Here is a 26946-nt window from a genome sequence, read left to right on the forward strand (position 1 = left end):
CGCGGGAAAGCCTGACCTACAGGAAGAAAACCGAGCTTCTCCTTTGCGCCTTTTGCGCCTTTTGCGGCTATTCTTCCGGCCCTCCCGCCGACCGTGTCCTTCCATGATCGCCGCCGCCTTCTACAAGTTCGTTGCCCTGCCGGATTTCGCCGACCTCAAGGCGCCCCTGCTGGCGTTCTGCGAAGAACGCGGCGTAAAGGGCACGATCCTGCTCGCCGCCGAAGGCGTGAACGGCACGATCGCGGGCGAGGCGCAGCAGGTGCGCGAAGTGCTCGACTGGCTGCGTCGCGATCCGCGCCTGGCCGATCTGGAACACAAGGAGTCGGGTGCGTCGCGCCAACCTTTCTATCGCATGAAGGTGCGGCTCAAGAAGGAGATCGTCACGATGGGTGTGCCGGGCGTCGATCCGACACGCATGGCCGGCACCTACGTGAAGCCTCAGGACTGGAACCGGCTGATCGCGGATCCCGATGTCGTCGTGGTCGACGTGCGCAATGACTACGAAGTGGCGCTCGGCAGTTTCGCAGGCGCGGTGAATCCGCAGACGCGCAGCTTCAGCGAACTGCCAGCGTGGGTCCGCAGTCACGAGGGACTGCGTGCGAAGAAGAAAGTCGCGATGTTCTGCACCGGCGGCATCCGCTGCGAGAAGTCGACCGCGTTCCTGCGCTCGGAAGGCTTCGAAGAGGTCTACCACCTGCAGGGAGGCATTCTGAAATACCTGGAGACGGTTCCGGAGAGCGAGAGTCGCTGGCAGGGAGAGTGTTTCGTCTTCGATGAGCGGGTCGCCGTCGGGCACGGCCTGCAGCCCGGCAAACATGATCTGTGCCGTTCGTGCCGCAATCCGATCGGCGAGGAAGACAAGCGCTCGGATCTGTTCGTCGAGGGCGTGAGTTGCCCCGCGTGTCATGGACAGAAGTCGCAGGAGAAGCAGGCCGGTCTGCGCGAGCGCCATCGCCAGGTGGAGCTGGCGAAGCGACGCGGCGAAGAGCACATCGGGCGCAGGGCGGAGGGTTTTGTTTCTTCCTGTGGGGCCGGCTTCAGCCGGCCTTCTGAGGAATCAGGCCAAACCAAGGAGTCAGGCTAAAGCCTGACCTACAAGCTTCACTTCGGCATGTCCGGACACACGTACGGCACGGACGCCGCGATATACGTCTGCGCCTCGTTCTGTCCGACGATCTGCAGCGTCAGTTCATCCGGGCTGGGCAGCGACACCGACGCTTCGATCGGAATGCTGTCCTCGCGCCAGCGGATGGTGTCGCCCATGACGCCCCATTCCGAGATCCGGTAGGTCTCGAAACACGAATCCATGATCAGGCTGCGATTGGGCAGGAACACGATCATGGAGCCGAGCGGTCGTCCCGGCCGGGTGGACACCCATACGCGACCGACGAAGGCGCCGTCGGCCGGCAGGTTGTCGACGGAGGGCGCGGAAGAACGGGCCGCGACCGGAGCAGGGCTCGGCGAATTGCCGCAGGCCGCCAGCGCAAGCAGCGCGAGAACCGTGGCGAAAGACTTTTTCATGGGCAGTACTTCCAGAATGACGCGACGAAGTGTACTCACGCGCGCGTTTCGCGGCACGGGGTTGGGCCGCGATGCCGAGCGTAATCCCGAATGAAAACAATGCGTGCGTGCTCCGGCGATTGCCGCTACGATCTGGCGGCCGTCGCTGCTTCCGTCAGGATGCGGTGCGGTATCACCACGCGGCGCCATGCGCCCAAGGAAAGCAGTTAGCGCGGAACCGACACTACACCGCTCCACGAATGCCGGCGTGCGGTCCGGCATGCCCCGAATCAAGCAGGCGACGATGGCGAAGAGGCAGAGAGAGATGAGAAAAAGGAGCGGTCGGTCATGCAGCTGACATTGATCGTCCTGTTGCCGTTCCTGGGCGCGCTGTGCGCCGCCTTCCTGCCGTCGAATGCCCGCAACGCCGAGGCCTGGCTCGCGGGAGCGGTGAGCATCACCTGTTTCGGCCTCGCTATCAGCCTGTTCCCGCAGATCGCCGACGGCGAAGTCGTCCGTGTCGTCATTCCCTGGCTGCCGCAGTTCGGACTCGATTTCTATCTGCGGCTCGACGGCTATTCCTGGCTGTTCGCGCAGCTCGTCACCGGCATGGGCGCGCTGGTGGTGCTCTATGCGCGCTACTACATGTCGCCGGCCGATCCGGTGCCGCGCTTCTTCTCCTTCCTGCTCGCGTTCATGGGCGCGATGGTCGGGATGGTGCTGTCGGGCAACCTGATCCAGCTGGTGATCTTCTGGGAACTCACCAGCCTGACCTCGTTCATGCTGATCGCCTACTGGTATCACCTGCCCGATGCGCGGCGTGGTGCCCGCATGGCCTCGACCGTCACGGCGGCCGGCGGACTGTGTCTGCTCGCCGGCGTGATCGTCATCGGCCAGATCGCTGGCAGCTACGATCTCGACCAGGTGCTCGCGTCCGCCGAGATCATTCGCGCGCATGAGTGGTATCCGATCGCCGTCGTGCTGGTGGCGCTGGGCGCGCTGACCAAGAGCGCGCAGTTCCCGTTCCACTTCTGGCTGCCGAACGCGATGGCCGCGCCGACGCCGGTGTCCGCGTACCTGCATTCGGCGACGATGGTGAAGGCGGGCGTGTTCCTGCTGGCGCGGCTGTGGCCGGTGCTGGCGGGCACCGATCTGTGGTTCTTCATCGTCGGCGGGGCGGGACTGTGTTCGCTGCTGATCGGTGCATTCGCGGCCGTGTTCCAGCGCGACATGAAGGGCGTGCTGGCGTATTCGACCATCAGTCATCTCGGGCTGATCACGCTGCTGCTGGGCATGAACAGTCCGCTGGCGCTGATCGCCGCCGTCTTTCACATGATGAATCACGCGACGTTCAAGGCGTCGCTGTTCATGGCGGCGGGCATCGTCGACCACGAAACGGGCACGCGCGATCTGCGGCTGCTGAGCGGGTTGTCCAAGGCCATGCCGATCACGGCGACGCTGGCAACGGTGGCGGCGGCGGCGATGGCCGGCGTGCCGCTGCTCAACGGCTTCCTCTCCAAGGAAATGTTCTTCGCCGAGACCATCTTTGCCGGACACAGTCCGTGGCTGCGCATCGGTCTGCCCGCAGTGGCGACGCTCGCGAGCGCCTTCAGCGTGGCGTATTCGCTGCGCTTCATCCACCAGGTGTTCTTCGGTCCGCTCGCCGACAATCTGCCGCGCACGCCGCACGATCCGCATCGCTGGATGCTGGCGCCGAGCGCACTGCTGGTGACGGCGTGTCTGCTGGTCGGTGTCATGCCGGCCGTGACGGTCGGGCCATTCCTCCACAGTGCCGGCCGCTCGATCCTTGGCCTGGGAATGCCGGAGTTCAGCCTGTCCGTGTGGCACGGACTGACGCAGCCGCTGGTCATGAGCGTGCTGGCGCTGGCGGGCGGCGCGGGCTTCTATCTGTTCCTGAAGCGGCGCGGCGAAGTGCATGGCGCCGCGCCGCTGATCGATCGCTTCGACGGCCGGCGCGCGTTCGACGTCATCATCGTCGCGCTGATCCGGTCGGCCGATCGCATCAAGCGCCGGCTGTACTCGCGTCATCTGCAGACCCAGCTCGTCGTGGTGGTGTGCGTCTCGGTCGGTGCGGCCTGGGTCGCACTGCACGAAAGCTTCACCTTCTGGGGCACGCAGGCGCCGTCGCGGGTCGATCCGGCCTTCGCGCTGATGTGGCTGATCGGCGCGGCCTGCGCCATCGGCGCGGCGATGCAGGCGAAGTATCACCGGCTGGCGGCGCTCGTCATGCTGGGCGGCACCGGGCTCATCACCTGTCTCACCTTCGCCTGGTTTTCGGCGCCCGACCTGGCGCTGACGCAGATCGCAGTCGAAGTCGTGACGCTCGTGCTGATCCTGCTCGGCTTGCGCTGGCTGCCGCGGCGCATCGAAGTCGACGACCCCGACCGGCGCACGCTGCGCGCGCGCGCGCGCCGGGTTCGCGATCTGTTCATCGCCACCGCAGTGGGCTTCGGCATGGCGAGTTTCGCCTTCGCCATCATGACCCGCCCGCGCGGCGAACAGACGCTGGCGGAATTCTTCATCGAGCGCGCGCTGCCGCAGGGCGGCGGCAGCAACGTGGTCAACGTGATCCTGGTCGACTTCCGCGGCTTCGACACCTTCGGTGAAATCACGGTGGTGGGCATCGTCGCGCTCACGGTGTTCGCGCTGCTGCGACGTTTCCGCCCGGCGCCGGAGTCGATGAGCGTGCCGCGCGCCCAGCGCGACGATGCGCCGCGCAGCCTGACAGCCCTGCCGGATCCGGACGAGCAGCTGCCGCCGAGCTACATGCAGATCCCGGCCGTCATCGTGCGGCTGTTGCTGCCGATGGCGGGGCTGGTTTCGGTGTTCTTCCTGCTGCGCGGGCACAACGCGCCGGGCGGCGGCTTCGTCGGCGGCCTGGTGATGGCAACGTCCGTGGTCGCGCAGTACATCGTCGCCGGCACCATGTGGGTCGAGTCGCGCACGCGCATCCATCCGCAGTACTGGATGGCCGCCGGATTGCTGGCGGCGGCGGCGGCGGGCATGGGCGCGTGGCTGGCGTCGCATACGTTCCTCAGCGCGCTCGCGTGGCATGGCACGCTGCCGATCGTCGGCGAGATCCATGTTTCCTCGGTGCTGCTGTTCGACATCGGCGTGTACATGCTGGTGATCGGCGCCACCGTGCTGATGCTGGTCGCGATTGCTCACCAGTCGCTGCGCAGCCATCGTCGTCCGGCGGCGGTCGCGGCGGCGACCCAGGTGCATGTCGAAGCGGCGGCGGACGCGCCGACGGGAGCGCAGTGATGGAACTCGTCTATGCACTTGCCATCGGCGTGCTGACCGGCTCGGGCGTCTGGCTGATCCTGCGGCCGCGCACGTTCCAGGTGATCGTCGGGCTGGCGCTGCTGTCGTATGCGATCAATCTTTTCATCTTCTGCATGGGGCGGCTCACGGTGGAGCGGCCGCCGATCATCCGCGCGGACGGCGCGACCGATCCGCTGCTGTATGCCGATCCGGTGCCGCAGGCACTGGTGCTGACGGCGATCGTGATCAGCTTCGCGACCACCGCGCTGTTCCTGGTCGTGATGCTGGCCGCGCGCGGACTGACCGGCACCGACCACGTCGACGGCAAGGAGCGCGACAAGTGACCCCGTGGGCGCATCTGCCGGCGTTGCCGATCGTCCTGCCGCTGGTGACGGGCGCGGCCCTGCTGCTGTTTCCGGAATCGCAGCGGCGCGTGCGCGAATCGATCGCGCTGCTGTCGACGCTCGCGCAACTCGCCGTCGCACTGGGGCTGATGTGGCTGACCACCGACGCCGTGCCGCACGTGTGGCATCAGGGGATCGGCGTCTATCCCATCAGCGCCTGGCCGGCGCCGTACGGCATCGTGCTGGTGGTCGATCGTCTCTCGGCCCTGATGGTCGCGCTGAGCGCGATATTGGCGTTGCCGGCGCTGCTGTATTCGGTGGCACGCTGGGAACGCGTCGGCGTGCACTACCTGCCGCTGTCGCAGTTCCTGCTGATGGGATTGAACGGCGCGTTCCTGACCGGCGACCTGTTCAACCTGTTCGTGTTCTTCGAAGTGCTGCTGGCCGCCTCGTATGGATTGATGCTGCACGGCTCGGGCCCGGCCCGCGTCAAGGCGGGTCTGCAGTACATCGTCGTCAACCTGGTGGCGTCGCTGCTGTTCCTCACCGGGCTCGCGCTGATCTACGGCATCGCCGGCACGCTGAACATGGCGGATCTGAGCGTGCGCTGGAGCACCATCGCGGCGACGGATCGCGGACTGTTCGATGCCGGCGTCGCCATCATGGCGATTGCCTTCCTGGTGAAGGCGGGGACGTGGCCCCTCAATTTCTGGTTGCCGCCGGCGTACGCCGCGGCCGGCGCACCCGTCGCCGCCGTGTTCTCGATCATGACCAAGGTGGGCGTGTACGCCGTGCTGCGATTGAGCGTGCTGCTGGGCGATGCCGCGGCACCGGCGCCGCTGGCCGGCGAGTGGCTGTATTACGGCGGACTCGCGACCCTGGTGTTCGGCATCGTCGGTCTGGTGGGATCGCAGCAGTTGAGCCGGCTGATCGGATTCGTGGTGATCGTGTCTTCGGGCACGCTGCTGGCGGCCGTCGGGTCGGGAGCGCAGAACCTCACCGCGCCGGCGCTGTTCTACATGGTCAGCTCGGTGCTCGCGACCGGCGCGTTCTTCATGCTGAACGGCATGACGGAGCGCACGCGCACCGGCTCGGTCACCGACATGGCCGATGTCGCGCCCATGCCCGCAGTGAGCTATCGCGCCTTCGACATCGACGAGCCCGGCGACTCGTACAGCAGGGAAGAGGAGGTCGGTGTCGCGATTCCAGCAGCGATGGCCTTCCTCGGCCTCGCATTCGTGTTCTGCGTGCTGCTCGTCACCGGCCTGCCGCCGCTGTCGGGCTTCGTGGGCAAGTTCGCCCTGCTGTCCTCGATCGTGCAGGCCATGAACACAGGCGAGTTGCCGCCGACGAGCTGGGCGCTGCTGGTCGCGGTGCTGGCCGGCGGACTTGCCGGGCTGATTGCGCTGAGCCGCATCGGCATCCGCCTGTTCTGGTCGTCCACCGAACGCACGACGCCGCGCCTGCGCTTCATCGAGGCGGGGCCGGTGGCGTTCCTCTTGCTGCTGACCATGGCGCTCACGGCGTATGCAGGCCCGATGATGAACTACCTGCAGTCGGCCGCGCAGACCCTGCATGACCCGCAGATGTACATCGAAGCGGTGCTGGCGCAGCCGGCGGCCGCGGTGGGTCTGCCATGAAGCGCGGACCCTTTCCTTTCGTCTTGGCCATCGCGCTGTTCGTGGCGTGGCTGCTGCTCAACAACTCGCTGTCGACCGGCCACCTGCTGCTGGGCGCGGTGCTGGCGATCTTCTTCGCCAACTCGAGCCGCAGCTGGCGGCCGCTGCGGCCGAAGGTCAAGCATCTGTACGTGGTGGTCGGGCTGGTCTTCGTCGTCCTGATCGACATCGTGAAGTCGAACATCATGGTGGCGAAGGTGGTGCTGCGCGGCATCACGGGCGGCGGGCCGGGCCTGGTGACCATTCCGCTCGACATGCGCGATCCGCATGGCCTCGCCATCCTCGCCATGATCCTCACCGCGACGCCGGGAACCGTCTGGGTCGACATGGATCGCGTGCAGGGACGGCTGGTGCTGCACATTCTCGACATCCATGACGAAGCCGCCTGGGTGCGGACGATCAAGGACCGCTACGAACGACCGCTGATGGAGATCTTCGAATGAACGCCATCGTGCTTCTCGACTGGGCCGCCGGCTTCGCGCAGTTCTGTCTGATGGCCGCGATGACCTGCGCCGGCATACGGCTGATCCGCGGCCCCGCCGCGCAGGACCGGGTGCTGGCGCTCGATGCCCTGTACGTCAACGGCATGCTGTCGATCCTGCTGCTCGGCATCCGCTCCACGTCGACCATCTATTTCGACATGGCCGTGCTGATCGCGCTGTTCGCCTTCGTCAGTTCGATGGCGCTGAGCAAGTTCCTGCTGCGCGGCGAGGTGATCGAGCCATGATGACCGAACTGCCCGTGTGGGCGGCGCTGATCGCCTCCCTGTTGCTGGTCTGCGGCGGGCTGCTGTGCCTGCTCGGCGCGATCGGCCTGTTGAAGATGCCGACGTTCTACATGCGCATGCACAGCCCCTCGATGGGCAACACGCTCGGCACCGGCTGCATCCTGATCGCTTCGATCGTGATCTCCTCCGCGATGGCCGGTCGTCCCATCCTGCATGAGCTGATGATCACGTTGTTCATGGTCATGACGGCGCCGGTGTCGGCGATGATGATCATGCGCGCCGCGATCTATCGCACCGGCGTGCACGAGGCGCGCCGCGCGCGGCAGTCGCCGGAGGATTGAAGGCTCATGAGCTTCTCCTGCTGTGGGGCCGGCTTTAGCCGGCCTGAAAACAGTCAGGCTGAAGCCTGACCCACAGAAAACCATCCTGCCCGAGGAGCACGCCATGTCCGTCAGGTTTGCCGCCATTGGTGCATTGCTGATGACTCTGTCGCCGACCATTCATGCCGCCGTACCGTCCGGCGATGCGCATTCATTCGCCAATACGCGCGAGTTCCGTGCGACGCACCTGTCGCTGGATCTGCAGGCGGATTTCGCGCGCAAGCGCTTGCGCGGCCATGCCGATTTGACGTTGCAGCGGCTCGATCCGCAGTCGCGCCGCATCGTGCTCGATACGCGCGGGTTGACCGTCAGCAAGGTGGAGTTGCTGCAGCCGCAGCCCGTCGCGCTGAAGTTCACGCTCGGCGAGGCGCAGCCGATGCTCGGAGCGCCGCTGTCGATCGAGCTGCCGGCGTCTGCGCAGGGCAAGGATGTGTTGGTGCGCATCCACTACGAGACTTCACCGCAGGCGAGCGGGCTGCAATGGCTCGAACCGTCGCAGACCGCGGGCAAGAAACATCCGTACCTGTATTCGCAGTCGCAGGCGATCCATGCGCGCAGCTGGATTCCGTTGCAGGACACGCCGCAGGTGCGCCTCACTTACGACGCGCACATCCGCACGCCGCCGGAACTGCTGGCGGTGATGAGCGCGGAAAACGATCCCGATGCGCAACGCGATGGCGATTATCGTTTCAGAATGCCGCAGGCGATTCCTTCGTATCTGATTGCGCTCGGCGTCGGCGATCTGGTGTTCCGTCCGATTGGCAAACAGACGGGCGTGTACGCGGAGCCGGCAGTCGTCGAGGCAGCGGCTGCCGAGTTCGCCGACGTGCAGTCGATGCTGGAGGCCTGCGAAAAGCTGTTCGGCCCGTATCGCTGGGGACGCTACGACCTCCTGATCCTGCCGCCGAGTTTCATGTGGGGCGGCATGGAGAATCCGCGTCTGACGTTCCTCACGCCGACGGTCATCGCGGGCGATCGCAGCCTCGTCTCGCTGATCGCCCACGAACTGGCGCATTCCTGGTCCGGCAATCTCGTGACCAACGCAGACTGGGACAGCGTCTGGCTCAACGAAGGATTCACCACCTACCTGGAGCGCCGCATCATCGAAGCGCTCTACGGCCGCGAGCGCCATGAAATGGAGGACACGCTCGGACTGCAGTCGCTGCAGCGCGATATTGCCGATCTCACGGAGCAGGGCGATGCGGCGCTGACGAAGCTCGACATGGATCTCAAGGGCCGCGATCCGGACGATGCGTTTTCCGATGTGCCTTACGAAAAGGGTCGGCTGTTTCTGGGTTTCCTGGAATCGCGACTGGGCCGGGCCGAACTCGACCGCTTCCTGCGCGGCTACTTCGATCACTTCGCTTTCCAGAGCATCAGCGCCGGGACGTTCGTCGACTATCTGACGAAGCACGAACTCGATCGGGCGGATGCGCGCATCACGCGGGCCGAGCTGCAGGTGTGGCTCGATGAACCCGGCATTCCGGCGCTCGCGGTGCTGCCGCATTCGGATGCCTTCAAGCGCATCGACGCACAGCGCGATGCGTGGCTGAAAGGCGCGACGCCGGCGAAGTCGCTGGACACGTCGAAGTGGACCACGCACGAATGGCTGCACTTCCTCGACAACATGCCGGCGGATCTGTCGAGCGCACGCATGGCTGAACTCGACGAGGCCTTCCATCTCACGACATCGACCAACGCCATGATTGCGCACAGCTGGCTGCTCGATGCGATCCGCGCCGGCTACACCCCCGCGTGGCCGCGCCTCGAGAACTACCTGACGACCATTGGCCGCCGCAAACTGGTCAAGGATCTCTACGAGGAATTGCTCAAGACCACCGACGGCAAGCAGATGGCGCAGCGCATCTATGCCAGGGCCCGCCCGCTGTACCAGGTTCCCCTCGCGGCGCAGCTCGACGAATTGGTAGGGAAACCATAAGAGCCGGATTAGATTTCCTGTGGGGCCGGCTTCAGCCGGCCTTTGCACTTGAAGAGGCCGGCTGAAGCCGGCCCCACAGGAAGAGCACTGCTCTCTGTGTGAAATCTTCCTCTTCCGAACTCCGTGTGAAACCCTCTTTCCGCTTCCGTCCCCCGGACCGTTGGGCCATAATCGCCCGCACTGGCCCCAAGCTGTTCGCGCCCGAGAGTGCCGACGATCCGTACGCCGTTCATGTCTTCCTGCAACGTTCCATCTCCGCGGAACGGCGTTCCTTGTCCAACCCATCCGATCGTCGTCCTGGTCACCCGCAGTGAAAATCACCGGCGATAACCTCGCGTCCTCGCTGTCGCGCGGTTTGTCCCCGATCTATCTCGTGTCGGGGGACGATCCGCTGCTGGTCAACGAAGCGGCCGATGCGATCCGCGCGCGTGCCCGCTCGGAAGGATTCACCGAGCGCGATCTGCACGTCGTCGAACGCGGTTTCGACTGGGATGCGCTGATCGCCGAGAGCCGCGCGATGTCGCTGTTCGCGCAGCGCAAGATCGTCGAGATCCGCATGACCAATCCGACGCCCGGCGATCAGGGCGGCAATGCCATCGTCGAACTGGCCGAGAATCCTTCGGCCGACAACGTGGTTCTCGTCATCACGGGCAAGATGGATGGGCGCGTACAGAATTCCAAGTGGGTGAGCGCCATCGACAAGCGCGGGGTCGTGACCCAGATCTGGCCGATCGACCTGCAGCGTCTGCCGGGCTGGATTCGCGAACGTCTTGGCCGGCACGGACTGAAGGCGGATGCCGAAGCGGCTGGCCTGCTCGCCGAACGGGTCGAGGGCAACCTGCTCGCGGCGCATCAGGAAGTGGAGAAGCTGGCCCTGTTGCTGCCGCCTGGACCTGTAACGACTGAAACTGTGCTGGATGCCGTGGCCGACAGCGCGCGCTTCGACGTGCTGCAGCTCGGCGAGGCCGCGATGCGCGGGCAAACAGCACGCGCCCTGCGCATTCTCGAAGGCCTGCGCGGTGAGGATGTCGAGATCGTCCTGGTGCTGTGGGCGGTCAACAAGGATCTGCAATGGATGGCGCAGGTCCAGCACCTGGTCGCCAACGGGCAGAGCGTCGATGCCGCAATGAATTCGGTTTACGTCTGGCGGCCGCGGCAGGCCGCGATGAAGCAGGCGCTGGCGCGACTGAAGCCGGGCGCGCTGCGCGGCCTGTTGCTGGATGCCGCCCGCGTCGATCGCGCCATCAAGGGCGTGCTGCGTACGGATCCCTGGATCGAGATGGAAAGTCTGGTTGCACGGTTCTGCGGAGTGCGGCTGGCACGCGCGAGGGCCGCATGAATCCGATCGGTATTTTCGGTGGCACGTTCGACCCGATTCACTTCGGGCACCTGCGCACCGCATTCGAATTGCTGCAGTCGCTGCGTCTGACGGAAATCCGTTTCATGCCGGCAGGCAATCCGCCGCATCGCGAAGGCACGATCGCCGGCGCGGAGGAACGGCTGGCGATGGTGCGCGCTGCCACCGAAGGTCAGCCGGGTTTCGTCGTCGACGATCGCGAGATCCGGCGCGAAGGGCTGTCGTATTCGGTCGACACCATGCGCACGCTGCGGACCGATTTTCCCGACCGCGCGCTGTGCCTGATCGTCGGCATGGATGCCTTCCTCGGCCTGCCGAAGTGGCATCAGTGGCGCGAACTGCTCGATCTCACGCATCTCGTCGTTGCGCATCGTCCGGGCTGGCGCGCGCCGAGCATGGGTCCGCTGGGCGAACTGCTGGTCGATCGCGGCACCGGGCGCATCAACGATCTGCACGAATCGCTGGCGGGCTGCATCTACATTCATGCGGTCACGCAGCTCGAGATTTCCTCGACCGAAGTCCGCAAATCGATTGCCGCGGGGCGCGATCCCCGCTTCCTGATGCCCGACTCCGTGCGGGCGATCATTGCCCAATCCGGGTGTTACCGACCCAAGAGGTGAGCATGGCCGAAAAGCGCGCAAGCACTTCACGACGATCCGGTTCCTCCACCGCAGCACGCAAGCCCGCCGCCGCGAAGCGGAAGGCCGGCGCATCCAAAGCACCCGTCAAGAAGAAGGCTCCAGCGCGCGCGGCGAAGCCCGCCGCCGTCAAACCCGTGGCGAAAGCCGCGGCCGCGAAGCGGCCGAAGGTTGCCGCACCTGCCAACGACCTGATCAAGGTGGTCGAGCATGCGCTCGACGACATGAAGGCCGTGCAGGTGAAGGTGCTGGACGTCCGCAAGCTGACGGACATCGCCGATACGTTGGTCATCGCGTCCGGCAATTCCGACCGTCACGTCCGCTCGATCGCCGAGAAGGTGATCGAACAGGCGAAGAAGGCCGGCTTCCGCCCGATGGGCGTGGAAGGACAGCGTGACGGCGAATGGGTGCTGGTCGATCTGCAGGATGCGATCGTTCACATCATGCTGCCGCGCGTGCGCGAGCTGTATCGCCTGGAAAACCTGTGGGACGTGAGCGCGGCGCGGCGGGATGCGGCGGTGGGGGAATGAGTGACGAAAGTCACGAAGGTCACGTAAGTCACGAGGGGTAGTTGACCCTCGTCACTCTTCCTATGCTCCTGCGCCTCATCGCCGCCGGCACCCGGATGCCCAACTGGGTGAATGAGGCTTACGCCGATTACGCGGGCCGGCTGACGGCGGACTACCGGCTCGAACTGAAGGAAGTGCCGCTCGGCCAGCGCGGCAGCGGCAGTCCGCAACAGGCGATTGCGAAGGAAGGCGAGCGCATGCAGGCGGCGATTCCCGCGCGTGCGTTCGTCGTCGCGCTGCAGGTCACCGGCAAATCCATGACGAGCGAACAGCTCGCGAAATTCCTCGAAACCCGCGCGCGCGACGGTCGCGACGTCGCCTTTCTGATTGGCGGGCCCGATGGCATCGCGCCGGAGCTGGATGCGAAGGCGGATCTGCGCTGGTCGCTGTCAGCGCTCACGCTGCCGCATGGCATGGCGCGGGTGATGGTGGCGGAGGCGCTGTACCGGGCGGTGAGCATCGTGAAGGGGCATCCGTACCATCGCGCATAGCGCGAGTTCTCTCCTGCTGTGGGGCCGGCTTCAGCCGGCCTCGGTCTGTAGGTCAGGCTTTAGCCTGACTCCTCAGAGGCCGGCTGAAGCCGGCCCCACAGCAAGATCCCTCACACCTTCAATCGCGCCAGCTCCGCCACCGCCGTTTCCACGCTCGGAAACCGCTCCGCCGGATTCTTCGCCAGCAGGCCGTCGATCAGGCGCTGGAAGCGGCTGAGTTCGGGCGGCAGGGTGGGGATGGGATCGTTGCGATGCGACTGGATGATCGCGATCACCGTGCTGCCGCGAAACGGACGGGTGCCGGTGAGCATTTCGTAGAGGATCACGCCGAGGCTGTAGAGGTCGCTGCGCTGATCGACCGGGGCGCCCTCGGCCTGTTCGGGGCTGATGTAGTACGGCGAACCGCGGACTTCGCCGGCGCTGGTGAGCTGCGTACTCGCTTCCATGTGCTTGGCGAGGCCGAAGTCGATGAGGACGATGCGACCGTCGGGCCGCATCATCACGTTGGCCGGCTTGAGATCGCGATGGCACAGTCCGGCGGCGTGCACGGCGACCAGCGCGCCGGCGATCTGCAGGAAGATGTCGACCGTATCGCGCACCGTCATGAGATTGCGGATGCGCAGTTCCAGGCTGCCGCCCGTGAAGTATTCGGTGACGATGTAGCGGAAATCCTCGCCGTGACCCCAGTCGTACACGTCGACGATGGCGGGATGGCGGATGCGTGTCAGCAGTTCGCGCTCACGCTCGAAGCGTTCCTCTTCGCCGGCCTCGGCGCTGGACTGCGGCCCCGTGCGCAGCACCTTGACTGCGACGTTGTGGCCCAGCTCCGCGGAGTAGGCGACGTGGATCTCGGACTTGATGGACCGCGCGATGGTCTGCAGGAACCGGTAGCCCGGAATGACGGGAAACACGGGAAGCACTGGTTTGCGCCCCGTTCCCCCCGGTTTGTCAGATTCGCGCATCGCTCAATGACGCTCGCGGCCCAGTCCACTTTTCTCGATTGCGTGCAGGCCGCACACGCTACGCAGCGCAGCAGCGGGCGGCAAGGGGAATGTGTCACGAATATGTGGCCGGCCGACCCACTCCAGGCCATTATTTTCAGGAATTGCCGCACGCCTTGCCCGGTCGATCCCTGCGGCAGGACGGCTATGATGCTCGCCTTGTTCGTGTGATGCCGCAGGCGGTGGGGACAGTCGGTGCGCATGGAGTCCAGTTTTTCGATCCACGAAACGGATGGTCTGCTGTACGTGCACGTCCGCGGCGAAGTGACCGTCGACGGCCTGATCGACATGGTCCGGCGCAGTCGCCAGGACCCGTCGTTCCGCGATGGCATGAGCTCGGTGTGCGATCTGCGCGAATCCCACGGTCAGTGGGACTACTCCGAAACCCAGCGCTACCGCGACTTCATCGTCCACATTGCCGGCACGCACAAACGCCGCTGGGCCATGGTCGTCCGCCCCGGCGCGCTGGCGGCGGCCCTGCACGTCATCATCCTCATCAGCGATCAGATCGGCGACATCATCCAGATGCAGGTGTTCGACGATCCCGAGCGGGCGCGGCGCTGGGCGCGCCGCGAAATCGACTGACGTCGCGGACGATCGCCATGCAGCGCGAATACCTCGCCGGGCGGCTGATCGTGCAAACCGGCGACATCACGACCGCTGCCGTCGATGCCGTGGTCAATGCCGCGAATTCATCGCTGCTCGGCGGCGGCGGCGTGGACGGCGCCATCCATCGTGCCGGCGGGCCGGCGATCCTCGAAGCGTGCCGGCAGATCCGTCGCAGCGACTATCCGCGCGGCCTGCCGCCGGGGGAAGCCGTTGCCACGACGGCGGGCGAACTGCCGGCGCGATTCGTGATCCACACCGTCGGTCCCGTCTGGGGACAGGATCGCCCCGAGGCGGACCTGCTGGCCTCGTGCTACCGCAAGTCGCTCGAACTCGCCGAGTCGCTCGAATTGCGCAGCATCGCTTTCCCCGCGATTTCGACGGGTGTCTACGGCTATCCGAAACCGCAGGCCGCGCAGGTCGTCTCGCAGGCCCTTGCCGGGCTGCTGCCGCAACTGCGTCGCATCGAGCAGGTATGGCTGGTGTTCTTCAGCCCGGCCGACGCCGACGTGTTCGTCCGTCATCAGCAATTCCCCTCGCGCTGATCGCGGCCGCGCGGAAGGATTCAGCGCCGATTAACGCGCCCCACCGGAAAATTTCCGCTCCGGGTGAATGCATTCGACCGGCGCCCGCCTGTATCCTTCGACGGATGACAAGCTCTTCCAACTCATTGATCTGGCTGGCCTCCGCATCGCCCCGGCGCAGCGCGCTGCTGACCCAGATCGGGGTCGCGCACCGGGTGCGGCCGGTCGACATCGACGAATCGCTGAAGCCGGGCGAACTGCCGGTCGACTACGTGCGCCGCCTGGCCATCGCGAAGGCCGAAGCGCTCTGGGAACGGTTGTCCGCCGCGGAACGCGCGCCGGTGCTCGGGTCCGATACGACGGTCGCGCTGGGCGATGACGTGCTCGGCAAGCCGCGGGATCGCGACGACGCGTTGCGCATCCTGCGACGGCTGTCGGCGCGCACGCATCAGGTCTACACGGCCGTCGCCGTGCGTCATGCCGGCGGCTGCGACTGCCGCGTCAGCATCAGCGACGTCAGCGTGCGCGCATTGCGCGAAGAGGAGATCGCCGCGTACTGGGAATCGGGCGAACCGGTCGACAAGGCGGGCGCCTACGGCATCCAGGGCCGGGCGGCCGTGTTCATCGAACGCATCGCGGGCAGTTATTCCGGCATCGTCGGACTGCCCTTGTTCGAAACAGGAGAACTGCTGCGCATGACGGGCTGGACGCTGGACAGGACGGAATCGCGGATCGGGGTGTCGGCATGACGGCGGAGATCCTGATCAACGTGAGCCCGCGCGAAGTGCGCGCCGCGCTGGTGGAAGAGGGCGTGCTGCAGGAAATCTTCCTCGAGCGCGCCAACCGCCGCGGCCTCATCAGCAATATCTACAAAGGACGTGTCTCGCGCGTGCTGCCGGGAATGCAGGCGGCCTTCATCGACATCGGCCTCGAACGCACGGCCTTCCTGCACGCTTCCGACATCGTGCATCCGGCCGTGGGCGAAAACGGTCAGCCCGACCAGCCGGTGACGGGCACCAGCAGCCAGGAAATCCAGTCGCTCGTCACGGAAGGCAGCGAGATCCTGGTGCAGGTGCTGAAAGATCCGCTCGGCACCAAGGGTGCGCGGCTCACGACGTTCATCACGATTCCGTCGCGGTATCTCGTCTACATGCCGAAGGGCAAGGGCATCGGCATCTCGGCGCGCATCGAAGACGAAGCCGAGCGTCATCGACTGCGCGAGGCCGCCAATCTGTTTCTGCAGAGCGAGGAGTCGGGCGGCTACATCGTGCGCACCGCCGCGGAAGGAGCGAGTCCCGACGCGCTGCGCGCCGACATGCTGTTCCTGCAGAAGCTCTGGAAAGTGCTGGGCGAAAAGGCGGCTTCGACGCGGCCAGGCAATCTCGTGAACGAAGATCTGCCGCTCGCCGTGCGCGTGCTGCGCGACGTCGTCTCCAGCGGCGTCGACAAGGTCAGCGTCGATCACGAAGAGACCTTCCAGCGCATGAAGGACTTCGCGCGCACGTTCATGCCGGAAATGACCGAGCGCATCGAACTGTACGACGGCGACCGGCCGATCTTCGATCTGTACGGCGTCGAGGAGGAGATCCAGAAGTCGCTGGAACGAAAAGTGCCGCTCAAGTCCGGCGGCTACCTCATGTTCGACCAGACCGAGGCCATGACGACCATCGACGTGAACACGGGCGCCTACGTCGGCCATCGCACGCTGGAGGAAACGATCTTCCGCACCAATCTCGAAGCGGCGGTGGCGATCGCCCGGCAACTGCGCCTGCGCAATCTCGGCGGCATCATCATCATCGACTTCATCGACATGGAAGAAGAGGAGCACCGCCACCAGGTGCTGCAGGCGCTGGAGAAGGCGCTGGTCGGCGATCACGCCCGCAACCACATCTCGTCGGTATCGCCGCTGGGTCTGGTGGAAATGACCCGCAAGCGGACGCGCGAAAGCCTGGAACACATGCTGTGCAGCTCGTGTCCTACCTGCGAGGGTCGCGGCTTCGTGAAGACCACGGAAACAGTCTGTTACGAAATTTTCCGGGAAATCCTGCGCCAATCGCGTCAATTCCAGTTCCAGGAACTGATGGTGCTGGCGCATCAGGACGTGATCGAACGCCTGCTCGACGAGGAATCCGCCGCGCTCGCCGAACTGGAAGTGCACACCGGCAAGCCGATCCGGCTGCAGACGGAGGCGTTGTATCAGCAGGATCAGTATGACGTGGTGTTGATGTGAGGAGAGGCGACGGGCGACAGGCTACAGGCGACAGCCAGAGCGCTGCTCCTTCCTGTCGCCTGTTGCCTGTCGCCTGTCGCCCGTAGCCTGTAGGCCCGTCCCCGATGCCCACCCCACTCAAACGCACCCTGATCGCCGTCGCTGCGGTCATCGTGCTGCTGGGCTCGCTGCTGGGCGCATTCCAGTTCGCCGTGACGCGCGTACCCGAGTACCGCGTGGAACTGCAGCAGTGGGTGAGCGACAAGACGGGTCTCGTCATCGAATTCAGTCGCATCGGCGCCCGTCTGCGCCAGTACGGTCCGGAACTGGTGTTCTACGACGCCGTCGTGCGGACGACCGATCGCACGCGCGTGCTGGCGACGGCGCGGCGCGGCAGCGTGGGCTTCGACTGGTGGACGTCGCTGGCCGAGCGCCGCCTCACCGCTGGCCGGTTCACGCTGGATTCGCCGGAGATCGCGCTCATCCGCACTCGCGAAGGACGCGTGCGGTTGCTGGGACAGAGCGTGCTGGAGGAGCAGCCGAAGACGATCGCAGTGGAGTCGCTGCCGGTGGGGCAGTTCCGCGTGCGCAACGCCGAGGTGAGTTTCCGCGACGAAATCACCGGTCGCGGGCCGTGGTCGTTGTCCGGCATCAACTTCACGCTGGTGCGTCAGAACGATCTGCTCGAATTGAACGGCAATGCCGCGTTGCCGCGAACGCTGGGGCAGTCGCTCGAATTCTCGGCGCATGTCGCGGGCGAACTCGACCAGGTCGATTCGCTGACGTCGCGATTCGCGCTGGAAGGCAGGGGACTGGATCTCGCCGGCTGGGCCGACGTGATGCCGAACCAGTGGTTCGTGCCGGAAACGGGACAGGGTTCGATTGCTCTGTCGGCATCGTTCCGCGGTTCGCAGCCGGCGTCGGTCACTGCGAACCTGGATCTGAACAGCGTCAGCGCGCTGGCGCCGGAATGGGTGACGCCGCTGCCCGGTCCCGAAGTGCTGCAGCCGCACGAAGAGGATGACGACTGCACCGGGCATCCGTGTGCCGACAAAGAGGTCCCGGCGGCAGCGCCTGCGCCGGTCGAGGCGGAAAGCCAGCCGACGGCGCCGTCGCTCGTCGCGTTCGACCGGCTGGCACTCAAGCTCGCGGCGGAGCGCCGCGACGGGACCTGGCAGGCCACGCTGACGGATCTCGATGTTTCGCGGAAGGACTCGCCGTGGAAGGCGCAGAAAATCGCAGCGCAATGGTCGCGGTGGGACGGCGGCGCGCTGGATGTCGCGCTCAATGCCGATCGGCTGGTGCTCGAGAATCTCTGGCCGCTGCTGGCCTACCTGCCCGAAAGCGAACAGGCCGCACGCCTGCGAGCGCTCGCGGCGCACGGCACCATTGCCAACCTGGATGCCCACCTTGCCCGCGCGCAATCCGGTGCATTGCCGACCTACTCGGTGAAAGCGGATCTGGTGGATATCGGCGTGCAGCCCGTGCTGCGCGTGCCCGGCTTCAGCGGACTGAGTGCGCATGTGGAAGGGAACGAGGGCGATGGCAGCGTCCGTCTCGACGCGAAGAACGTCACCTTCGAACTGCCGCGCATGTTCCGCACGCCGCTCGTGGCGCAATCGGCGCAGGGCGACATTCGCTGGCAGCGCCACGACGATGGCTGGTACGTCGCCAGCGATGAACTGCGTGTCGCCACCGAGGACGGCAACGCGCAGGGACGCATCGCCGTGACGCTGCCGCTGGACAGATCGGCGTCGCCCGTTCTCGATCTCGAAGCGACTGCGGATGACCTGCGCGTCGCGGCCACGCCGAAATACCTGCCGGCCAACAAGTTCTCGCCGAAGGCGCTCGACTGGCTCGATCATGCATTTCTCGACGGTCGCGTCCGGGATGCGCAGGTCTTCTTCAAGGGGCCGACCCGCGCCGTGCCGTTCCGTCGCGGCGAAGGCGAATTCGTTGCGCGCGGGCGCATCGAGAACGGCGTACTCAACTATCAGGAGGGCTGGGCGCAGGCGCACGAACTTGCCAGCCGCTTCGAATTCCGCAACGAGGGAATGAAAGTCCTCACGGGCACGGCCGAGATCGGCGGTCTGCAGGTGTCGCAGGTCAGGGCGAGCATCGCGGACTTCAAGAAGAGCGTCCTCGCCGTCGAGGCGAAGGCCACGGGCGATCTCGGCCAGGGCCTGTCGCTGCTGCAGACCAGCCCGATCCGCGATGCGCTGGGCGATCTGTTCAACGGCCTGCGCGGCCACGGAGCGATCGAGAGCGACGTGAATTTGCTGCTGCCGCTCAAGCAGATCGCCAACCGGCGCACCGTCGTCACGACGCAGGTGCGCGATGCGACGCTGGCCGCGAGCGGACTGGAGGCGCCGATCAGTTCATTGAACGGTTCGCTGACGGTGCGCCAGACGCTGCCGGAATCGGCCGATCTCGCAGGCACCTGGCTGGACGGTCCGGTGAAGATCGCGATCGATCCGCTCGCAGGCGACAGGCCGGCAGCGCGACTGGCCGCCACCGGTCGAACGAGCGCGACGCAACTCGCGTCGACGTTCAAGTTGCCGTCGAGCATCAAGCTCAGCGGCAGTACCGACTGGCGCCTGTCATCCGAGCTGACCGCTGGCACGGCGGAAGAACCATCGCATCAGCAGCCGCGCAAGTTCGTGCTCGACAGCGATCTGGCCGGCTTCGGCATCGCGCTGCCTCATCCGGTCGGCAAGCCTGAAGATGAAACGCGCGCGCTGCGTGCGGAAATCGAATTCGACGGCGACGACGAGATCCTGCTGCGCACCGCATTGGGCGACGTGCGTTCGCTCGTGCGACTCGCGAAACGCGCCGATGGCTGGAACTTCGATCGCGGCGGCGTTCGCGCCGATGCCATCGCCGCCGCGCTGCCGCCGCATCCAGGACTGCGCATCGAAGGCTCGCTCGACCGGCTGGTGCTGGACGACTGGTTTGCGCTGCGCAGCGATTCGCCGGGCAAGACGCGCGTCTCCGACGTTCTGCGTGCAGCCAATCTGAAGATCGGCACGCTGCAGTTGTTCGGCTACCAGTTTCCGGACGTGCGCGGCCTGATGCAGACGAAGGAGGGTACGTGGAAGATCGACGTCACGGGGCCGAGCGCGGCCGGCGAACTCAGCATTCCGGAAGATTTCGCCAGTTCGCAGGCGCTGACGGTGCGGCTCGATCATCTGGTGGTTTCGCGCGAGAACAAGCAGAGCACGCCGTCGGGAAGCGGTCGCGATCCGCGCAGCTGGCCGAACCTGCGGGCCTTCGTGCAGGACTTCCGTTACGAGGATCATTCGATCGGTTCGATCGACCTGCGCGCGACGCGCGTGCCGATGGGAATCCGCGTCGATGGATTGACGATCGTGCAGGAAGCGGTGCGGGCCGAAGCCGATGCGCAATGGCTGGTGACGCCGGACGGCGAACGCGCGGAAATGACGGCGACCATCGCTAGCACCGATGTCGCGACGACGCTGCGGGCGCTCAACTACACACCCATCGTCGAAGCCAGGCACGGCGAAGTGACGGCCAGACTGTCGTGGCCGGGCGGATTCGACAGCGATTTCCTCGGCCGCGCCTCCGGCAGCGTCGCAGTGTCGGCCGAGGACGGACAGCTCGTCAGCGTGCAGCCCGGTGCGGGCCGCATGCTGGGATTGTTCAGCGTCGCCGCACTGCCGCGGCGGCTGGCGCTGGACTTCAGCGATCTCACCGACAAGGGTCTGAGCTTCGACAAGATCCACGGCGATTTCGAATTGCGCGATGGCAATGCGTACACCAGCAACCTGCTGTTGCGCGGACCGGCAGCCGAGATCGGTATTGCGGGACGCACGGGCCTGGGGGTGCGCGACTACGATCAGACCGCCATCGTCACCGGCAACCTCGGCGCCTCGCTGCCGGTGGCCGGCGCGCTGGCCGGAGGCCCCGCCGTGGGTGCCGCGCTGCTGCTCTTTTCGCAGGTCTTCAAGGAACCGCTGAAGGGCATGACGCGCGGTTACTACCGGATCACGGGGCCGTGGGACAATCCCGTCATCGAACGAGTCGAGGCGGCGCAGGGCAAGGAAGCTGCGAACAGTGCGCGCGAAGGCGCGTCGATGTAGCAGGAACGAGATCACCGATGCCAGTTGCCGCCGTCATCCAGCTCACGTCCGGTCCGGACGTCTCCGCCAATCTCGCCAGTGCGCGCACGCTGCTCGAACAGGCGCGTCGCGAAGGTGCGGTCTTCGCCGCGCTGCCCGAGAACTTCGCGATCATGGGTCACAAGGAGACCGACAAGCTGGAAGTCGGCGAGAGCTTCGGCGAAGGGCCGATTCAGGCATTCCTCGCGCATACGGCGCGCGAGCTGCGGCTGTGGATCCTCGGCGGTACGGCGCCGATCCAGGTGCCCGAATCGCCCGGCAAGGTGGCCGCGGCATCATTGCTGTTCGACGATCAGGGACGTTGCGTCGCGCGCTACGACAAGATCCATCTGTTCGACGTCGACATTCCGGGCCGCGAGGAGCGCTATCGCGAATCCGCGACGATCGCTGCAGGTCGGTCGCCCACCGTCGTTACGACACCCATCGGTCGGCTGGGGATGGCCGTGTGTTACGACGTCCGGTTTCCCGAGCTATTTCGCGTGATGCAGTCGCAGGGCGCCGAGGTGTTGAGCCTGCCGTCTGCGTTCACGGCCCCGACCGGCAAGGCCCACTGGGAAATCCTGCTGCGGGCGCGGGCCGTGGAGAATCTGAGCTTCGTTCTGGCGCCCGCGCAGGGCGGACATCATGCCAACGGACGCGAGACCCACGGCGATTCGATGATCGTCGACCCGTGGGGCCATGTACTGGCGCGCGTGGCGGCGCCCGGTCCCGGGCTGGCAATCGCGGAAATCGACCATACTGTGCTACAGGAACTGCGCGGTCGCTTTCCGGCGCTGAACCATCGGCGCTTCGCGATCGGTGGCCTGTAGTCCTTTCCCCTGATCGAAGTCGAGATCGCTCACCCATGTCCAACGTTTCCAGCACCACATCCAGCCTGCACCTCGAATTGCCATCCGCCGCGGGCGCCGCGCAGCCGCTCGATCTGGCGCGTCAGGCGATTCTGGCGCCGTCGGGACTCGACGATCAGCGCATCGCGAACGTGCTGGGCAGCGTCATGGGCTACAGCGTCGACTACGCCGATCTGTACTTCCAGCTGAGCCGCGACGAATCCTGGTCGCTGGAAGACGGCATCGTGAAGGATGGCGCACACAGCATCGAGCAGGGCGTCGGCGTGCGTGCGCTCGCTGGCGAGAAGACGGGCTTTGCCTATTCGGATGAAATCCTGCTGCCGGCGCTCACCGAGGCTTCGCATGCGGCGCGTGCCATCGCGCGCAGCGGCGGCAATGCCAGTCTCAAGGCCTGGCAGCCGACGGCAGGACATCGCCTGTACCTGCCCGAGGATCCGATCGAAGGTCTCAGCGATCCGGAGAAGGTGAAGCTGCTCGAACAGATCGATGTCGAAGCGCGTCGCCTCGATCCGCGCGTGAAACAGGTCATGGCGAGTCTGTCCGGCTCGCACGAAGTGGTGCTGGTCATGGCCAGCGATGGCACCGTTGCTGCGGACGTGCGTCCGCTCGTGCGCATGAACGTCTCCGTCATCGTCGAACAGAACGGCCGGCGCGAGCAGGGCTATGCGGGCACCGGCGGTCGCTATGGGTTCCGGCGTTTCCTGGAGAACGATCGCTGGAAGGAGCTGGTGCGCGAAGCCGTGCGCGGCGGCGTGGTGAATCTCGAAGCGACACCAGCACCGGCGGGATCGATGACCGTCGTGCTCGGTCCGGGCTGGCCCGGCATCCTGCTGCACGAGGCCATCGGGCACGGGCTTGAAGGCGATTTCAATCGCAAGGGCACTTCGGCGTTCTCCGGCCGCGTCGGCGAGAAGGTCGCGTCCGATCAATGCACGGTGGTCGACGATGGCACGCTCGGTTCGCGGCGCGGCTCGCTCAACGTCGACGACGAAGGCACGCCCACCCAGTGCACGACCCTGATCGAGAACGGCGTGCTGCGCGGTTACCTGCAGGACAAGCTCAATGCGCGACTGATGGGCGTGCCGGCGACCGGCAACGGCCGTCGCGAATCGTTCGCGCACATGACGCTGCCGCGCATGACCAACACCTACATGCTGGCGGGCAAGCACGATCCGCAGGAAATCATCGGCTCGGTCCAGAAGGGGCTGTATTGCCGCAATTTCGGCGGCGGCCAGGTCGACATCACCTCGGGCAAGTTCGTGTTTTCGGCGAGCGAGGCCTACCTGATCGAGGACGGCAAACTGACCCGTCCGGTGCGCGGTGCCACGCTGATCGGCAACGGTCCGGACGTGCTGCGGCGCGTCTCGATGGTAGGTAACGACCTGAAGCTGGATGAGGGCGTGGGTACGTGCGGCAAGGAAGGGCAGGACGTGCCGGTCGGCGTCGGCCAGCCCACCCTGCGCATCGATGGCCTGACGGTCGGCGGGACGGCGACGGAATAGGCTGCCAACGCCCGGATGGCGCCGGTTCGTGTCGCGCTGCTAGGATGCGGCGGCGTCCCTTAGTACTTTCGACCCGGCCATGTGGATCGCCCGACCGCTCTACGAACTGATCCCCTACCTCTACATGCTGGTCGGGCTGGTGCTGCTCGGCGCCGCCTGGCTGATCGAGATGCAGACGCTGCCGGGCGTGCTGCTGCTGCTGGGGTCGCTCAGCCTGCTGGCGGGCATCGTGCTGTGGCTGCGACGCAAGGACTACCGCACCACGCAGGCGGAATACAGCAGCAAGTCGCTCGACGACTGACGGCGTCTCTCGATCTCGTCTTGCTGTGGGGCCGGCTTCAGCCGGCCTTCTTTTCTCAGGAGTCAGGCTGAAGCCTGACCTACAAAGCCTGACCTACAAAGCCTGACCTACAACAGAACCGACTCAGCGGCGGGCGCCGACCGAGTCCTGATCCTCGTCCTCGTCTTCGGTGTCTTGCACCGTATTGCGCAGCATCGGCACCGCATCATCTTCGCCGTCGTTCGGCAGCACGCGGGTGCGCGACAGGCGTTCGTCGAAATACATGATCTCGTGCTGGCCGATCTGCACGACGTCGCCGTCGTTGAGGATGCGGCGGCGCACGCGTTTCGAGCGCACATGGATGCCGTTGGTGCTGTTCAGATCCTCGATCACGCAGCTCTGTGCCGTCGTGATGATCTGCGCGTGATGGCGGCTGACGAACTTGCTGTCGATCTGCAGATCGTTGTCGGAGGTGCGCCCGATGATGAAGCGGCCGACCGAGAGTTCGCGTTCGGCGATGGTCGCGCCATTCACGCCCACCAGGATCCGGCCCAGGACCAGGCGGCGCTCGCCGGTGGCGTCCGGAACCTGCGGGATAGGGTGCGTCAGCACCTGCAGCTTGACGGAGCGCTCGGCGTACTCGATCCACTGCATTTCTTCGATGGCGGCATTCACGTCGGCGACGGTCACGATGTCGTGGTCCTGCCCGAAGGCGGCCATCATCGAGGTGTCGCACAGCGTGTTGACCAGTCGCGGAATGCCGCCGGTGTAGCGATAGATGATCGGGAAGGTGTCCGGCTGAAAAATTTCGCGGCCCTGCGAACCCGCGACTTCGAGCCGGTGCTGGATGTACGACGCCATGTCGTTCTTCGACAGCGGCGTGAGATGGAAACGCAGCCGGATGCGTTGCGCCAGCTGCACCAGGCCAGCCGAGTTCAGCTTGTCGTTCAGTTCCGGCTGGCCGGCCAGGATGATGCGCAGGACTTTTTCCTTGGTCGTCTCGATGCCGGAGAGCAGCCGGATTTCCTCGAGCACCTTGTTCGACAGGTTCTGCGCCTCGTCGACGATCAGCAGCACGCGCCGGCCGTTGGCGTATTGTTCGACGAGAAAATCATTGAGCGTCGCGAGCAGCTCCGCCTTTTTCATCTTGAAAGGCTGGAAGCCGAACTGCACCAGCACGCTCTGCAGGAATTCGATCGCGGATACCTGGGTCTGGTTGATCTGGGCGACGACGACGTCCTTCTCCAGTTCCTTGAGGAAGGTTTCGATCAGCGTCGTCTTGCCCGATCCGATCTCGCCGGTGATGACGACGAAGCCATCCGTGAACCAGATGGTCGATTCCATGTACGCCTTGGCGCGGGCGTGATGCTTGGACAGGTACAGGAAGGCCGGATCGGGCGTCAGCCGGAACGGCAATTCCTGCAGCTTGAATAACTCCAGATACATGGATCCCGGCGGCCCCGCCTGTGGAAATGTCGTCGATCCCGGCCGGCCTGCCGGGCCGGCGAAGTGTACGGGCTCATGTCCGGGGACACAAAGAAACGGCAACCCGCTGAACCGGAGACTGGAAACGCATCACGTTCCGTGTCGCTGCGCCGTCCGCGGTCATTATTTCGGGTCTTCGGACCGCTTCAACTGACCTTAAGTTTCATCAGGCTGCGCAGGGCGCGGTCGCGCGCCGTCGCGGAGGCGGCGGTGATCGTGCAATGGCCGAGCTTGCGATTCGGGCGCGGCTCCTTGCAGTAGCTGTGGAAGTGCACGCCCGGGACTTTCAGCGCCCGTTCGAGCGTCGGGATCGTGCCGATGAAATTCACCATGGCCGAGTGGCCGATGGCCGCCGTGCTGCCGAGCGGCAGTCCGAGAATCGCGCGCACGTGATTTTCGAACTGGCTGGTCTGTGCGCCTTCGATGGTCCAGTGTCCCGAGTTGTGGACGCGCGGCGCCATTTCGTTGGCGATGAGCTTGCCGCGCTGTACGAAGAATTCGATGGTGAGAATGCCGGCGTAGTCGAAATGCCGGAGGATGCGCTTGAGATAGGTCTCGGCGGATTTCTGCAGGCGCGCATTGTTGTAGGGCGCGATCGAGTAACGCAGGATGCCTTCCGAATGCGTGTTCGCCGACAGCGGATAGCAGCGCACTTCGCCGCGCGTGCTGCGGGCGCCGATGACCGACACCTCGCGACTGAAGTTCACGAAGCCTTCGTAGATCAGCGGCACGGTGCCGAGCATCGACCAGGCCTTCTCGACATCGTCGGCACTGCGGATGAAGTACTGGCCGCGTCCGTCGTAGCCGAGCCGGCGCGTCTTGAGTACGCCCGGAATGCCGATGCGTTTTGCGGCCGCCTGCAGATCCTGCAGCGAATCGACGGCGGCGAATTCCGGCGTGGGAATCTTCAACTTCCGGAACAGCGTCTTCTCGTGCAGCCGGTCCTGAGATGCGCCGAGCGCGTCGACGGGCGGCAGGAAGGGGCGCTGCTGCGCGATGTCGCGCACGGCATCGACGGGAACGTTCTCGACGTCGAACGTGATGAGATCGACCTGCTTCGCCAGTTCCGCGAGCGCGGCCGGATCGTCGAAGGCGCCTTGCACGATGTGTCCGACCTGCGCGCCCGGCGTATCGGTGCCCTGATCGAGAAAGGCGAAGCGCAGGCCCAACGGATAGCCCGCCAGGGCCAGCATGCGTCCGAGCTGACCCGCACCGATGATGCCGATCTTCATGGGTGACGCGGTGCGATTGCGGGATCGGGATGCGCCAGTACGCCGGCGGTCTGGTCGCTGCGGAACTTGTCGAGCGCCTGCTGGATCGCCGGGTACTTGTTCGCCAGGATGGCGGCGGCGAGCAGCGCGGCATTCGTGGCGCCGGCCTGACCGATGGCGAGCGTGCCGACCGGAATGCCGGCGGGCATCTGCAAAATCGAGAGCAGGCTGT

Annotated in this window: 25 protein-coding genes; 20 read left to right on the top strand and 5 right to left on the bottom strand. The window is 65.6% G+C overall.

What is annotated here, in order from left to right; all coding sequences use genetic code 11:
* The first annotated feature begins 103 nt into the window (after positions 1-103).
* Positions 104-1084 carry an oxygen-dependent tRNA uridine(34) hydroxylase TrhO gene (trhO, locus tag V7D81_RS12635; RefSeq protein ID WP_324316888.1) on the top strand — a complete coding sequence of 327 codons (981 nt, stop codon included), beginning with the start codon at positions 104-106 and terminating at the stop codon, positions 1082-1084.
* 17 nt (positions 1085-1101) lie between these two features.
* Here trhO and V7D81_RS12640 read toward each other — a convergent pair whose 3' ends face one another.
* Entirely contained in the window at positions 1102-1521 is a 420-nt protein-coding gene (locus tag V7D81_RS12640) for a hypothetical protein (protein ID WP_324316889.1), read from the bottom strand.
* 327 nt (positions 1522-1848) lie between these two features.
* Here V7D81_RS12640 and V7D81_RS12645 point away from each other — a divergent pair, with 327 nt between their 5' ends.
* The 11 genes from V7D81_RS12645 (at position 1849) to rlmH (ending at position 12909) form a co-directional block, all read left to right on the top strand.
* Positions 1849-4785, top strand: a complete 2937-nt coding sequence (locus tag V7D81_RS12645) for a monovalent cation/H+ antiporter subunit A (protein ID WP_324316890.1) — start codon at positions 1849-1851, stop codon at positions 4783-4785.
* A complete protein-coding gene (locus V7D81_RS12650; RefSeq protein ID WP_324316891.1) occupies positions 4785-5129 on the top strand; it encodes a Na+/H+ antiporter subunit C in 345 nt (114 codons plus the stop codon). Before V7D81_RS12645 ends, V7D81_RS12650 begins: the two co-directional genes overlap by 1 nt.
* Positions 5126-6769 carry a monovalent cation/H+ antiporter subunit D gene (locus V7D81_RS12655; RefSeq protein WP_324316892.1) on the top strand — a complete coding sequence of 548 codons (1644 nt, stop codon included), beginning with the start codon at positions 5126-5128 and terminating at the stop codon, positions 6767-6769. Before V7D81_RS12650 ends, V7D81_RS12655 begins: the two co-directional genes overlap by 4 nt.
* Positions 6766-7251, top strand: a complete 486-nt coding sequence (locus V7D81_RS12660) for a Na+/H+ antiporter subunit E (protein ID WP_324316893.1) — start codon at positions 6766-6768, stop codon at positions 7249-7251. Before V7D81_RS12655 ends, V7D81_RS12660 begins: the two co-directional genes overlap by 4 nt.
* Positions 7248-7535 carry a K+/H+ antiporter subunit F gene (locus V7D81_RS12665; RefSeq protein ID WP_324316894.1) on the top strand — a complete coding sequence of 96 codons (288 nt, stop codon included), beginning with the start codon at positions 7248-7250 and terminating at the stop codon, positions 7533-7535. Before V7D81_RS12660 ends, V7D81_RS12665 begins: the two co-directional genes overlap by 4 nt.
* Positions 7532-7876, top strand: a complete 345-nt coding sequence (gene mnhG / locus V7D81_RS12670) for a monovalent cation/H(+) antiporter subunit G (protein WP_324316895.1) — start codon at positions 7532-7534, stop codon at positions 7874-7876. Before V7D81_RS12665 ends, mnhG begins: the two co-directional genes overlap by 4 nt.
* A 103-nt stretch (positions 7877-7979) precedes the next feature.
* Complete coding sequence (locus V7D81_RS12675) at positions 7980-9854, top strand: M1 family metallopeptidase (RefSeq protein ID WP_324316896.1); 1875 nt, start codon at positions 7980-7982, stop codon at positions 9852-9854.
* A 310-nt stretch (positions 9855-10164) separates the two neighbouring features.
* Complete coding sequence (holA, locus tag V7D81_RS12680; protein WP_324316897.1) at positions 10165-11193, top strand: DNA polymerase III subunit delta; 1029 nt, start codon at positions 10165-10167, stop codon at positions 11191-11193.
* Positions 11190-11831, top strand: coding sequence for a nicotinate-nucleotide adenylyltransferase (gene nadD, locus V7D81_RS12685; protein WP_324316898.1), 642 nt, complete (start codon positions 11190-11192; stop codon positions 11829-11831). Before holA ends, nadD begins: the two co-directional genes overlap by 4 nt.
* 2 nt (positions 11832-11833) lie before the next feature.
* Positions 11834-12379: a ribosome silencing factor gene (gene rsfS / locus V7D81_RS12690; RefSeq protein WP_324316899.1), complete on the top strand. Its 546-nt coding sequence runs from the start codon at positions 11834-11836 to the stop codon at positions 12377-12379.
* 62 nt (positions 12380-12441) lie between these two features.
* Complete coding sequence (gene rlmH, locus V7D81_RS12695; RefSeq protein ID WP_324316900.1) at positions 12442-12909, top strand: 23S rRNA (pseudouridine(1915)-N(3))-methyltransferase RlmH; 468 nt, start codon at positions 12442-12444, stop codon at positions 12907-12909.
* 110 nt (positions 12910-13019) lie between these two features.
* On the opposite strand, the gene V7D81_RS12700 is transcribed toward rlmH, so the two are convergent.
* Complete coding sequence (locus V7D81_RS12700; protein ID WP_324316901.1) at positions 13020-13820, bottom strand: serine/threonine-protein kinase; 801 nt, start codon at positions 13818-13820, stop codon at positions 13020-13022.
* A gap of 291 nt (positions 13821-14111) precedes the next feature.
* Here V7D81_RS12700 and V7D81_RS12705 point away from each other — a divergent pair, with 291 nt between their 5' ends.
* The 8 genes from V7D81_RS12705 (at position 14112) to V7D81_RS12740 (ending at position 24039) form a co-directional block, all read left to right on the top strand.
* Positions 14112-14495, top strand: a complete 384-nt coding sequence (locus V7D81_RS12705; RefSeq protein WP_324316902.1) for a hypothetical protein — start codon at positions 14112-14114, stop codon at positions 14493-14495.
* Between the two features lie 17 nt (positions 14496-14512).
* Positions 14513-15061, top strand: coding sequence for an O-acetyl-ADP-ribose deacetylase (locus tag V7D81_RS12710; RefSeq protein ID WP_324316903.1), 549 nt, complete (start codon positions 14513-14515; stop codon positions 15059-15061).
* A gap of 104 nt (positions 15062-15165) precedes the next feature.
* A complete protein-coding gene (locus V7D81_RS12715) occupies positions 15166-15789 on the top strand; it encodes a Maf family protein (protein ID WP_324316904.1) in 624 nt (207 codons plus the stop codon).
* Positions 15786-17270, top strand: a complete 1485-nt coding sequence (rng, locus tag V7D81_RS12720; protein WP_324316905.1) for a ribonuclease G — start codon at positions 15786-15788, stop codon at positions 17268-17270. The genes V7D81_RS12715 and rng overlap by 4 nt, the downstream gene beginning before the upstream one ends.
* A gap of 104 nt (positions 17271-17374) precedes the next feature.
* On the top strand, positions 17375-21349 hold the full coding sequence (locus tag V7D81_RS12725) for a YhdP family protein (protein WP_324316906.1): 3975 nt from the start codon (positions 17375-17377) through the stop codon (positions 21347-21349).
* Positions 21350-21366: 17 nt separating this feature from the next.
* On the top strand, positions 21367-22197 hold the full coding sequence (locus V7D81_RS12730) for a carbon-nitrogen hydrolase family protein (protein WP_324316907.1): 831 nt from the start codon (positions 21367-21369) through the stop codon (positions 22195-22197).
* A gap of 35 nt (positions 22198-22232) precedes the next feature.
* A complete protein-coding gene (gene tldD, locus V7D81_RS12735; RefSeq protein ID WP_324316908.1) occupies positions 22233-23738 on the top strand; it encodes a metalloprotease TldD in 1506 nt (501 codons plus the stop codon).
* A 79-nt stretch (positions 23739-23817) separates the two neighbouring features.
* Positions 23818-24039: a hypothetical protein gene (locus tag V7D81_RS12740; RefSeq protein ID WP_324316909.1), complete on the top strand. Its 222-nt coding sequence runs from the start codon at positions 23818-23820 to the stop codon at positions 24037-24039.
* 123 nt (positions 24040-24162) lie between these two features.
* Here the strand turns inward: V7D81_RS12740 and V7D81_RS12745 are convergent, their stop codons facing one another.
* The 3 genes from V7D81_RS12745 to V7D81_RS12755 all read right to left on the bottom strand — a co-directional run.
* Entirely contained in the window at positions 24163-25464 is a 1302-nt protein-coding gene (locus V7D81_RS12745; protein WP_324316910.1) for an AAA family ATPase, read from the bottom strand.
* A 185-nt stretch (positions 25465-25649) separates the two neighbouring features.
* A complete protein-coding gene (locus tag V7D81_RS12750) occupies positions 25650-26735 on the bottom strand; it encodes a 5-(carboxyamino)imidazole ribonucleotide synthase (protein ID WP_324316911.1) in 1086 nt (361 codons plus the stop codon).
* Positions 26732-26946: AIR carboxylase family protein (locus V7D81_RS12755; protein ID WP_324316912.1), on the bottom strand; the 215-nt coding region annotated here is incomplete at its 5' end. The genes V7D81_RS12750 and V7D81_RS12755, both read right to left, overlap by 4 nt.

The sequence above is a fragment of the Povalibacter sp. genome (assembly GCF_036735925.1).
In the GTDB taxonomy this organism is placed as follows: Bacteria; Pseudomonadota; Gammaproteobacteria; order Steroidobacterales; family Steroidobacteraceae; genus Steroidobacter.